General features: G+C 73.0%; 11 protein-coding genes. 4 read left to right on the top strand and 7 right to left on the bottom strand.

The window, feature by feature from the left end; all coding sequences use genetic code 11:
* The first annotated feature begins 43 nt into the window (after positions 1-43).
* A complete protein-coding gene (locus EES43_RS10910; protein ID WP_124268551.1) occupies positions 44-361 on the top strand; it encodes a hypothetical protein in 318 nt (105 codons plus the stop codon).
* 36 nt (positions 362-397) lie between these two features.
* Here EES43_RS10910 and EES43_RS10905 read toward each other — a convergent pair whose 3' ends face one another.
* The 3 genes from EES43_RS10905 to EES43_RS10895 form a co-directional block, all read right to left on the bottom strand.
* Complete coding sequence (locus EES43_RS10905; protein WP_241192372.1) at positions 398-1,264, bottom strand: hypothetical protein; 867 nt, start codon at positions 1,262-1,264, stop codon at positions 398-400.
* Between the two features lie 331 nt (positions 1,265-1,595).
* Positions 1,596-2,816 (bottom strand): acetyl-CoA C-acetyltransferase, encoded by a 1,221-nt coding sequence (locus tag EES43_RS10900; protein WP_124268550.1) that lies wholly within the window; start codon positions 2,814-2,816, stop codon positions 1,596-1,598.
* Positions 2,817-3,073: 257 nt separating this feature from the next.
* A complete protein-coding gene (locus EES43_RS10895) occupies positions 3,074-4,075 on the bottom strand; it encodes an SGNH/GDSL hydrolase family protein (RefSeq protein ID WP_124271903.1) in 1,002 nt (333 codons plus the stop codon).
* Positions 4,076-4,248: 173 nt separating this feature from the next.
* On the opposite strand from EES43_RS10895, the gene EES43_RS10890 reads away from it, so the two are divergent.
* Together EES43_RS10890 and EES43_RS10885 are read left to right on the top strand one after the other, a co-directional pair.
* A complete protein-coding gene (locus tag EES43_RS10890; RefSeq protein ID WP_124268549.1) occupies positions 4,249-5,655 on the top strand; it encodes a cystathionine beta-synthase in 1,407 nt (468 codons plus the stop codon).
* Between the two features lie 465 nt (positions 5,656-6,120).
* The gene (locus EES43_RS10885) at positions 6,121-6,966 is read left to right on the top strand and encodes a MurR/RpiR family transcriptional regulator (RefSeq protein ID WP_164493151.1); all 846 of its coding nucleotides are present in this window, start codon (positions 6,121-6,123) and stop codon (positions 6,964-6,966) included.
* 47 nt (positions 6,967-7,013) lie between these two features.
* Here the strand turns inward: EES43_RS10885 and EES43_RS10880 are convergent, their stop codons facing one another.
* The 4 genes from EES43_RS10880 to EES43_RS10865 form a co-directional block, all read right to left on the bottom strand.
* Positions 7,014-7,388 (bottom strand): roadblock/LC7 domain-containing protein, encoded by a 375-nt coding sequence (locus EES43_RS10880; RefSeq protein WP_124268548.1) that lies wholly within the window; start codon positions 7,386-7,388, stop codon positions 7,014-7,016.
* Positions 7,389-7,499: 111 nt separating this feature from the next.
* Entirely contained in the window at positions 7,500-7,973 is a 474-nt protein-coding gene (locus EES43_RS10875; RefSeq protein ID WP_124268547.1) for a roadblock/LC7 domain-containing protein, read from the bottom strand.
* A gap of 38 nt (positions 7,974-8,011) precedes the next feature.
* Positions 8,012-8,821 (bottom strand): transcriptional regulator, encoded by an 810-nt coding sequence (locus EES43_RS10870; protein WP_124268546.1) that lies wholly within the window; start codon positions 8,819-8,821, stop codon positions 8,012-8,014.
* Entirely contained in the window at positions 8,818-9,315 is a 498-nt protein-coding gene (locus EES43_RS10865) for a hypothetical protein (RefSeq protein ID WP_124268545.1), read from the bottom strand. The genes EES43_RS10870 and EES43_RS10865 overlap by 4 nt, the downstream gene beginning before the upstream one ends.
* A gap of 337 nt (positions 9,316-9,652) precedes the next feature.
* Between EES43_RS10865 and hutU the strand changes: the two genes are divergently transcribed.
* Entirely contained in the window at positions 9,653-11,311 is a 1,659-nt protein-coding gene (gene hutU / locus EES43_RS10860) for a urocanate hydratase (RefSeq protein WP_124268544.1), read from the top strand.
* Positions 11,312-11,417: the final 106 nt, after the last annotated feature.

Raw genomic sequence — 11,417 nt, 5'->3', positions numbered from 1 at the left:
CGGACGTTGGCGACCGGGCCGCACGGGCGCGTAGGGTCGCGGAGTGCTCGATACGACGCCCCTGATCCTGGCCGTTGACCGTTTCGCCGACCGGTTGCGCGCGGCCCCGCAGAGCCGCCTCACGCGCGGAGCCGCCGCCTGCGCGCTGGCCGCGGCGCGTGAACTGGCCGCCAGGGCGCAGCGCGCCGAGCGGCCCGGTGAGACGCCCCGGGAGCTGCCCGACGCCGGGATGTTCGTGGTGGGCGACCAGCTCGCCGTGGCCGGGCGGGACCTGGCCGTGGCACTGGAAACGGCCCCGTCCCGGGAGCTGGACGAGGCCGTGCGGTATGTCGAGGAAGCGGCGGCGCGGGCGTTCGCGTGAGGGGCCCGCGCCCGGCGGGCCGTGCCCGCGGCCGGGTCAGAACGAGGCGATGACGCGGTCGGCGAGGATGTAGACGTTGTCCTCGCCGCAGGAGAAGGTCAGCGCGTACGCGCCGGAGACGCCCGAGCCGCCCAGCAGCACCGGCTGCCGGCCCGCCCGCAGGGCCTCCGCGAGGCGCTCCGCGGTCTCCCGGTGGCCCGGGGTCATGCACAGCGTGGTGCCGTCGGCGAAGACGTAGACGTCGAGCGTGCCGAGCGGGCCGGGCCGCACGTCGGTGAGCTCGGTCGCGGTGTCGGCCAGCTCCTCCAGACGGCCGACAGTGCGCTCGTGGTCGGTGACCACCGGAGTCTGCACGGGGACGAAGTCCGGGTGCGAGGGGTGGCGGCGGCGGGCCGCGGCCAGTTCGGGGGAGTCCTCGGGGAACTCGGAGATCTCGCCGAGGCCGGTGAGCTCGCCGGCCTCGTGCTCGCCGAAGGTCCGCTCGCTCAGCTCGGCCAGCTCCTCCATCGCCTCGGTCGCTTCGAGGTCCATCGCCTCCAGACCGGCGAAGTCGGACTGGCGGGGCAGGTAGAACGGGGCTTCGTCGCCGAGCCCGGACAGCCCGCCCAGCAGGGACGGGGCGTCGGCGGCGTCGCGGGCCTCCTGGGCGGCCCAGAAGGCGCGCGCCTCCGCCAGCTCGCGCTCCCGCTCCTCGGCCAGGGCCTCGGCGACGGCGGCGCGTATCTCCTCGGCGGGGGTGGCGGCGCTGCGGCTCTGCGGCGGCACGGACGCGATGAGGGCATGGCCGTCGGCCAGCTCCGTGCGCAGGGCCACCACCTGCTTGCGCAGCCCGTGAGCGGCGTGCAGCGCGGCGGCGCCCACGGCCGTGGCAGCGGCGGTGGTCAGCAACAAGGCAAATGACATGGCGCTCACTGACATACTCCCGGTTTCAATCGATACCCCCGACTTCCTACATCAGCTTGGCGTGAACCGGTACGAGCTGTCAGTGCATTACGTCACGAAATGGACAGGTCTTTCGGTCCTGCGTCTCCGGCCGTATCGGCCGTGACCTGCGCACATGCTTCTCCCCCGGGACGCAGGTCACATCCTGGGGGAGATTCGGTCACGGTCGGGGCTCGACGGGGTTCGCGCCCCCGTTCCCGAGGGAGGGAGACCGCCCGCAGGGGCCGCCGGGGCGGGCGGGGAGACCCCTGCCGGCCGGCGCGGCGACCCCGGACGGCAGCGGCCCGGCGGCTCAGCTCAGCCGCTCGATGACCATGGCCATGCCCTGGCCGCCGCCCACGCACATCGTCTCCAGGCCGAACTGCTTGTCGTGGAACTGGAGGCTGTTGATCAGGGTGCCGGTGATGCGCGCGCCGGTCATGCCGAAGGGGTGGCCGACCGCGATCGCGCCGCCGTTGACGTTGACCTTCTCCAGCGGCAGGCCGAGGTCCCGGTAGGACGGGATGACCTGGGCGGCGAACGCCTCGTTGATCTCGGCGAGGTCGATGTCGCCGACGGTCAGGCCGGCCCGCTTCAGCGCCTGCTTGCTCGCCTCGACCGGGCCGTAGCCCATGATCTCGGGGGAGAGGCCGGAGACTCCGGTGGAGACGATCCGGGCCAGCGGGGTCAGGCCCAGCTCCCGCGCCTTGGTGTCGGACATGATCACCAGGGCGGCGGCGCCGTCGTTGAGCGGGCAGCAGTTGCCCGCGGTGACCAGGCCGTCGGGGCGGAACACGGGCTTCAGGCCCTGCACGCCCTCCAGCGTGACGCCCGCGCGCGGGCCGTCGTCCTTCGAGACGACCGTGCCGTCCGGGGTGGTGACCGGGGTGATCTCCCGCTCCCAGAAACCGTTCTTCAGGGCTTCCTCGGCGAGGTTCTGCGACCGTACGCCGAACTCGTCCATGTCCTGGCGGGTGATGCCCTTGAGCCGGGCCAGGTTCTCCGCGGTCTGGCCCATCGCGATGTACGCGTCGGGGGCGAGGCCGTCCTCGCGCGGGTCGTGCCAGCTCGCGCCGGACTCCTCGGCGCGGGCGGCGGTGCGGGCCTCGGCCTCGGCGAAGAGCGGGTTGTGCGTGTCCGGGAGGCTGTCGGAGTTGCCCTTGGTGAAGCGGGACACCATCTCGACGCCCGCCGAGATGAAGACGTCGCCCTCGCCCGCCTTGATCGCGTGCAGTGCCATGCGGCTGGTCTGCAGTGAGGAGGAGCAGTAGCGGGTGACCGTGCAGCCCGGCAGGTGGTCCATGCCCATCTGCACGGCGATGATGCGGCCGAGGTTGTTGCCCTGCTCGCCGCCGGGCAGGCCGCAGCCCAGCATCAGGTCGTCGATGTCCTTCGGGTCCAGCTCGGGCACCTTGGCCAGGGCGGTCCGGATGATCGTGGCGGTCAGGTCGTCCGCGCGCAGGTCCTTGAGGGACCCCTTGAAGGCGCGGCCGATCGGTGAACGGGCGGCAGAGACGATCACGGCTTCGGGCATCACGCGGCTCCATCGGGCTGGAAGGCTGTGCGGACAGGGGCAACTGCCTTGGAAGTTACCTGGACGTATCCCCGCGGTCACCCGGCAGACCGTGTGATGCGGGACTCTTTCTAAGCGCTCGCTCAGTGACTCTCCCTCGCGCTCGACGGATGCGCGCGGGCGTACGGATACGGGGCGGAGCACCGGAACGCGCGCGGCCGGTCACGCATGGCCGGTCACGCATGGCCGGTGACGCGTGGCCGGTGACGCGCGGCCGGTCACGCATGGCCGTGCGCCGCGTCGGGGTGCGGATGCGGGGACGGTTCGGTGGACGCGGGGAGACGCCGCCGCCTGCGGTGCTTGAGCAGGGCCCACGGCGCGCGCGCCCCGGTGACCTCCGTGCCCGCCTCCCGGGCCGCCTGGGACGCCGCCTTGGCCACCGGCATGATGTCCTCGCGGCGGGTGCCGTCCAGCCGGTCCGACTCCGGCCACAGGCCGAGCACCGCGCACAGCGTGGGCAGCACCGCCATGGACGCCGTGGCGTATCCCTCGGCCGAGGGGTGGTAGTTGTCCGGGCCGAACAGCTCACGCGGGTTCGCCGCGAACTCCGGGCCCAGCAGATCGCCCAGCGACACCGTGCGCCCGCCCTGCTCCACCACGCCGATCGTCTGCGCTGCGGCCAGCTGCCGGCTCACCCGCCGGGCCAGCCAGCGCAGCGGCTGGTAGACCGGCTCGATGGTGCCCAGGTCCGGGCAGGTCCCGACGACCACCTCCGCCCCCGCCGTCCGCAGCCTGCGCACCGCCGTCGTCAGACAGCGCACGGACTGCGTCGCGGCCATCCGGTGGGTGACGTCGTTCGCCCCGATCATGATCACGCAGACGTCCGGGACATGGGCCGGGTCCGCGAGCAGCAGGGAGACCTGCCGCTCCAGATCGTCCGACCTGGCCCCGGGCAGCGCCACGTTGCGCAGGTCCACCGGGCGCTCGGCCACCGCGGCGAGCCCCGAGGCGAGCAGCGCCCCCGGGGTCTGCCCGGCCCGCCGCACGCCCTGGCCCGCGGCCGTCGAATCGCCGAGAATCCCCAGGCGCATCGGGTCGGACGGGCCGGCGAACGCCACCCCGTACCGCCCGTCGGCGCTCGGCGGAACCGGTGCCGTACCGCCGCCCACCTGCCTCTTCGCGAGCTGGACCTCCGCCAGGAACACGCCCACGGCCGCCGCACCGATCAGTCCGATGCTGCCGCCGCCGTAGGCGGCGCCCGCCGCGATCCGCCGTGCCACTCTTGCTGTCGACACAGTCCGGTCCACCTCCTCGTCGCCGTACAGCCGTTCCGTACCTACCTGCCCCGTTCGGGGCCGAGCCCAATCGCAGGGCCCGTTTCCGGGTCCGTACGCGCGGTGCGGCCCGTACGCATACTCTGGGCCGGACCATCTCGGAGATCCCGGAGTACACGGTGCAATTCCACGATTCGATGATCAGTCTTGTCGGCAACACCCCGCTGGTGAGGCTGCGCAACGTCACGGCAGGTATCCAGGCGACCGTCCTGGCGAAGGTCGAGTACTTCAACCCCGGCGGGTCGGTGAAGGACCGCATCGCGCTGCGCATGATCGAGGCCGCCGAGCAGAGCGGCGAGCTCCAGCCCGGCGGCACGATCGTCGAGCCGACCAGCGGCAACACCGGCGTCGGCCTCGCCATCGTCGCTCAGCAGAAGGGCTACAAGTGCATCTTCGTCTGCCCGGACAAGGTGTCCACGGACAAGATCAACGTACTGCGCGCGTACGGCGCCGAGGTCGTCGTCTGCCCCACGGCCGTTGACCCCGAGCACCCGGACTCGTACTACAACGTCTCCGACCGGCTGGTCGCCGAGACGCCGGGGGCCTGGAAGCCGGACCAGTACTCCAACCCGAACAACCCGCGCTCGCACTACGAGACCACCGGTCCCGAGCTGTGGGAGCAGACGGAGGGGAAGATCACCCACTTCGTCGCGGGCGTCGGCACCGGCGGCACGATCAGCGGCACCGGCCGCTACCTCAAGGAGGTCAGCGGCGGCGCGGTCCAGGTCGTCGGCGCGGACCCGGAGGGCTCGGTCTACTCCGGCGGCTCCGGCCGTCCGTACCTGGTCGAGGGCGTCGGCGAGGACTTCTGGCCGAGCGCGTACGACCGTACCGTCACGGACGAGATCGTCGCGGTGTCCGACAAGGACTCCTTCCAGATGACGCGCCGCCTCGCCAAGGAGGAGGGCCTGCTCGTCGGCGGCTCGTGCGGAATGGCGGTCGTCGGCGCGCTGGAGGTCGCCAAGCGGCTGGGCCCGGACGACGTCGTGGTGGTGCTGCTGCCGGACAGCGGGCGCGGATACCTCAGCAAGATCTTCAACGACGAGTGGATGGCGGACTACGGCTTCCTGGAGGACACCGGCCCCTCCGCCCGCGTCGGCGCGGTCCTGGCCTTCAAGGAGGGCCCGATGCCCTCGCTCGTCCACATGCACCCGGAGGAGACGGTCGGCGAGGCGATCGAGGTCCTGCGCGAGTACGGCGTCTCGCAGATGCCGATCGTGAAGCCCGGCGCGGGACACCCCGACGTGATGGCGGCCGAGGTCATCGGTTCCGTCGTGGAGCGGGAGCTGCTGGACGCGCTCTTCACCCAGCGCGCCTCGCTCACCGACCCGCTGGAGAAGCACATGTCGAGGCCGCTGCCGCAGGTCGGCTCCGGCGAACCGGTCGAGGACCTGATGGCCGTGCTCAGCGGCGCGGACGGGGCGGACGCGGCGATCGTGCTGGTCGAGGGCAAGCCGAAGGGCGTCGTGAGCAGGCAGGACCTGCTGGCGTTCCTGGCCGAGGACGCGGGCGCCGCGAAGGCGTGACGACGGCCGGGGCCGGGGGCGGCGGCCGGCTGCGCGGAACGGCCTTCGCGAAATCGGTACGAGCGCGTCACGTCCGCGCAGCACCGGCTTAACACGGCTTCGGCACAGTGGTGGGCGTCGGCAGGGAAACCCGCCGGCGCCCAGTACGGCGACTCGGACTACGGAGCGGCTCCCGGACCTCCGCCGTCGCCCGGACGCGCGCAACCGGCCCTGACCCGGACCGCGTCCCTCGCGGGGACCGCCGCCGTCCCGCCCCCCGGTTACCCGGGGGTGCGGCGGTCCCCGCGCATACCTGTGCGCGCGGTCCGGCCCGACGGGCCGACCGCTGCACAGGGAGCTGGCTGCACCGCTGCACAGGGACCTGGCTGTATATGGACCTGGCTGCATATGGACATACAGGCGGCTTCCTGGCTGAATGGATCCGTCGTCGCCGGCCGTGGCGGGACGGATCAGCGAGGGGACAGCATGAGTGGGAGCAGCCCCGCCGCGCGGTTGCAGCAGCTCTTCGAGGGCCACCGGCTCACGCCCACCCAGCGGCGCATCGCGCACTGCATGGTCCGCAGCGCGGCCGACGCGCCGTTCCTCTCCAGTGTCGAACTGGCCGAACTGGCCGGGGTCAGCCAGCCCTCCGTCACCCGCTTCGCCGTCGCGCTCGGCTTCGACGGCTACCCGGCGCTCCGCCGCCATCTGCGCGAGGTCGCGCCCACCGAGGCGGGGCAGGAGGAGGGCGGAGAGCGGTACAACGAGTACCAGCAGGCCGTCCGGGCCGAGATCGAGAACCTCCGGCACCTGTCCGACCTGCTCGCCGACCCCGCCCCGGTGGAACGGGCCGGGCGGCTGCTCGCCGGTTCGCGTCCGCTGCCCGTGCTCGGGCTGCGCGCGGCCTCCTCGCAGGCGCGCGGCTTCGGCTACTTCGCCGCGAAGGTGCACCCCGACGTCCGGGTCCTCGACGAGGGCGGCAGCATGCTGCTGGACCGCATCGACGCGGCCCGCCGGGCCGGTGCCACCGCTCTGATGTGCTTCGCGCTGCCGCGCCATCCGAAGGAGACCGTGGACGCCCTGGCGTACGCGGGGACGCGGGGGCTGACCGTCGTCACGGTGGCCGACTCCGCTTTCGCGCCGGTCGCCCGGCACAGCGATCTGCTGCTGCCGGCGGCGATCGGCTCCGGGCTCTCCTTCGACACCGTCTGCGCGCCGATGCTGCTGGGGCGGGTGCTGCTGGAGGCGATGTGCGACGAACTGCCCGACGCCCAGGCCCGGCTGGAGGAGTTCGACGCGCGGGCGGCGGCGCGCGGCCTGTTCGTGGAGTGAGGGACGCCGCGCCCGGTGGGACGCGGCGTCGCCGCCGGGGAAGCGGGTCAGACCTCCAGCTCGGCCTCGATGCGCTTCAGCTGGTGGCGGGCCATCGCCAGGTTCGCCCGGCCGGCGTCCAGCACCAGGTAGAGGAACAGGCCGTTGCTGCCCCGGGTCCCGAGCAGCCGGATCAGGTGGTACTGCGTGCCCAGCGTGATGAGGATGTCCTCGATCTCGTCCTTGATGCCCAGGTGGTCCATGGTGCGGAGCTTGGCGCGGACGACGTCGGTGTTGCCCGCGGCGGCGACCTCCAGGTTGAAGTCCTTGCCGCCGCCGAGCGTGCCCAGGGCCATCCCGCTCGTGTAGTCGACCAGGGCGACACCCGTGGCGCCCTCGATCGAGCTCATCGCTTCCTTCAGTGCCGCTTCGGTGTTCGCCATGGAGGCTCGTTTCCTTTCCCTGACCGGTCGGGGCGACCGGTTCCGTTTCTGCTGGTGCTTGATGGGGTGGGTCCCGTTGGTTCAGGCGGTACGGGTGGGGGGCGACGGCCGCTACGTGGGGCGCTGCGGCAGAGTGCGGTTCTGGGCGCCGCGGGACTGCGGGGCGCGCGGGTCGGGGGCGGGGGCGGGGCGCTCGGCGCGTTCCAGGGCCGCGTCGACGAGTTCGCCGATGCGGGCTCCGGCGCGGCGGCCCTCCAGATGGAGCCGTCCGACGTTGATGCGGTCCCCGGCCAGCAGGGTCAGGACGGCGGAGGAGCCGGCGGCGTACGTGGCGACGTAACCGCCGCTGCCGCGGACGAGGAGTTCGCGGAAGCCGCCCCGGCCGGTGGCCTCGGCCATCCGGATCGATACGCCGAGTGCGGCGGCGGTGAGGGCGGCGACGCCCTCGGGCTCGACGTCCGGGGTGTCGTGGGCGAGCACCAGGCCGTCGGTGCTGGCGGCCAGCGCTCCGGAGAGCAGGGGGACCCGGGCGCGTAACCGCTGGAGCTCGACGAGGACATCGCGCACTTCGGCCTCGGGCACCATCAGCTGTCTCCTCCCGGCACGCTGTCTGAGCGCGCGTATCACAGGGCCTCCAATGCGTCTCGGAGCCGGCGCAGCAGGGCGATGTCGGGGTCGGCCGTGACCTCGGGCAGCGTGATCCGGGCGGGGGTCAGGGCCGCGGGGAGCTGCTGCGCGCGGACCGGCTCCACCAGCCCGGCCGCCGCGAGCCGCCGCAGGTCCACCAGCACGTGGAAGGCCGAACGGCCCAGCGCCTGTGCGATGTCCGAGCCCGTACGCACGCCGTCGGCCAGCTCCAGGACCGCCCGCTGGCGGGCTGGCGCGGGAGTGTCGGCCAGGGGCGCGGCCACCCGCAGGAGCGAGGCGGTGTCGCAGGCCGCGTCCGGCCAGATCCGGTCCAGCAGTTCGCGTCTGCGCAGCGTCTCGCGCTGCACGGCGGCCACCGGCACCGGCCGGACGGGGCCGATCCAGTGCGACACCCCGTACCGGAAGCGGGCGGGCGTCCCGGTCGGCGCGAGCGCGAAGAAGGCGGCGTCGTACAACGCGCCCAGATGGCACAACTCCAGTGCCCCGCCCGGCACATGGCCGCTGTCCACGAGATACCGGCCGACCCGCCGGCCCGCTCCGGCCTGGGCCACCGCGTCCCACCAGCCCTCGTGCCGCAACGTTCCGCCTGTCGTGAGCAGCACGTCGATGCCGGGGGTGGCCGGGCTCTCGGCGTGCACCACCTGCCCGTCGGCGAGGTAGAGCGTGCCGCGGTCGCGCATCAGGGCGCCGGTGGCCCGTTCGGCGGCGAGCCGCTGGAGCATCGGTGAGAGCACGGGCGGGCGGTCCGTCTCCCGGGTGCCGGGGTCGGCCGCCAGGGCGCTCATGCCAGCACCAGCCGTTGGGCCAGTTCGCCCAGCCGCATCCGGGCGAGGGCGAGGTTTCCCTCGGAGCGGTCGAGCCACAGGTGCAGGAAGACGCTGCTGTCGAAAGCCGTCTCGACGAACCGGAGCATGTGGTATCCGTCGTGGGTGGTGACGATGACGTCCTCGACGGGCGTGCCGGGGGAGGGGTTGGGTGTGGGGGAGGAGCCGGACGCGGGGGAGGGGCCGGGCGCGGGGGAGGGGCCGGGCGTCCCGCCTGTCTCACCCGCCCTGCCTGTCCCACCCGTCCCGCCTGTCCTGCTCGGGCGGGCGAAGGCCGGCTGCTCGGCGGTCATCCGGGCGACCTCCGCGGTCTCGGCCGCGGTGGCCTCGTGGTCGCCGTTGGGCGAGTCGCCGATGGTGCCGAGGGCGAGGCCGCTCGTCCAGTCGACCACCGAGGCGCCCCGGGCGCCGGGCAGCCTCATGACTTCGAGCAGGCACTCGTCGATTCCGGGCACGCGGATTCCCCTCCCGACGCGGCGTACGGCTGTGACACCGAGGCTACGCAACGTGCTTATCGCCGGTGGAGGTTCTGGCATTTTCCCTTGGTACATGCGATCGACGGTGTAAGGAAGCGGCTGGAATGAGAGCCTCCGGCGCTTGCCCCGGCCCAGCCGTCCGGCCTGGGCGCGGCCGTGCGGGGGCGGGGTTCAGCCACGCCGCCGCGAGCATGCCGGGCTTTCGGCCGGAAATCGACGGCCCCGCCGCCCGGTGGCCGACGCGCGCCTGTTGACTACGAGTATTCAGGACTCCAGGATGTGAATAGAAGTTTCACAGTCGCGAGGAGGCACCGCCATGTCAGGACCCCGCCCCGTACGGGCACCGCGCGGCAGCGCGCTGACCGCCCTGGGATGGCAGCAGGAAGCCGCCCTGCGCATGCTCCAGAACAACCTCGACCCCGAGGTCGCCGAACACCCCGACCAGCTCGTCGTCTACGGCGGTACGGGCAAGGCCGCACGGGACTGGCGCTCGTTCGACGCGATGGTGCGCACCCTGCGGACGCTCAAGCAGGACGAGACGATGCTCGTCCAGTCGGGCCGGCCGGTGGGCGTCATGCAGACCCACGAGTGGGCGCCGCGCGTGCTGATCGCCAACTCCAACCTGGTCGGCGACTGGGCCAACTGGGAGGAGTTCCGCCGCCTGGAGGCGCTGGGGCTCACCATGTACGGGCAGATGACCGCCGGCTCGTGGATCTACATCGGAACCCAGGGCATCCTCCAGGGCACTTACGAGACCTTCGCCGCGGTCGCCGCGAAGAAGTTCGGCGGCACCCTGGCCGGGACCATCACGCTGACGGCCGGGCTCGGCGGCATGGGCGGTGCCCAGCCGCTCGCCGTGACCATGAACGACGGCGTCGCCCTCTGCGTCGACTGCGACCCGCGCGCCATCGAGCGCCGCATCGAGCACCGTTTCCTGGACGTGAAGGCGGACAACCTGGAGCACGCCCTCCAACTCGCCGTCGAGGCCCGCGACGCCCGCCGCCCGCTCTCCATCGGCCTCCTCGGCAACGCGGCGGAGCTGCTGCCGCGCATGCTCGCCGAGGGCGCGCCCGTCGACATCGTCACCGACCAGACCAGCGCCCACGACCCGCTGGCCTATCTCCCGCTCGGCGTCGACTTCGACGACATGGCCGCTCTCGCCGCCGAGAAGCCCGCCGACTTCACCGTGCGGGCCCGCGAGTCGATGGCCCGGCACGTGGAGGCGATGGTCGGCTTCATGGACGCCGGCGCGGAGGTCTTCGACTACGGCAACTCCATCCGCGGCGAGGCCCGACTGGCCGGTTACGAGCGCGCCTTCGACTTCCCCGGATTCGTCCCCGCCTACATCCGCCCCCTCTTCTGCGAGGGCAGGGGCCCGTTCCGCTGGGCGGCGCTGTCGGGCGAGGCGTCCGACATCCACAAGACGGACAAGGCGATCCTGGACCTCTTCCCGGAGAACGAGTCGCTGCACCGCTGGATCAGGATGGCGGGCGAACGCGTCCACTTCCAGGGGCTGCCCGCCCGCATCTGCTGGCTCGGCTACGGCGAACGCGACCGGGCCGGCGAGCGCTTCAACGACATGGTGGCGAGCGGCGAACTGGCCGCGCCGCTGGCCATCGGCCGGGACCACCTGGACTGCGGCTCGGTCGCCTCCCCGTACCGCGAGACCGAGGCGATGCTCGACGGCTCGGACGCGATCGCCGACTGGCCCCTGCTGAACGCCATGGTCAACGTGGCCTCCGGAGCCTCCTGGGTCTCCCTCCACCACGGCGGCGGCGTCGGCATGGGCCGCTCCATCCACGCGGGCCAGGTCACGGTGGCCGACGGCACGGAACTCGCGGGCGAGAAGATCCGCCGCGTCCTGACCAACGACCCCGGCATGGGCGTCATCCGCCACGTGGACGCCGGATACGACATCGCCGAGTCCGTCGCGGCGGACAAGGGCGTCCGCGTCCCGATGACGGAGGACAACTGATGCCCACGGGCACCGGCCCCACGGGCACCGGCCCCACGGGCACCAGCCCCACCGGCACCGGCCCGGCCCCCGCCGATGCCGCCCCCGGCCCCGCCGCCGAGGCGGC

This window comes from Streptomyces sp. ADI96-02 (assembly GCF_003846185.1).
GTDB lineage: Bacteria > Actinomycetota > Actinomycetes > Streptomycetales > Streptomycetaceae > Streptomyces.
Note: the sequence above shows the minus strand (reverse complement) of the source record. Positions and strands in the feature narration are given on the sequence as shown.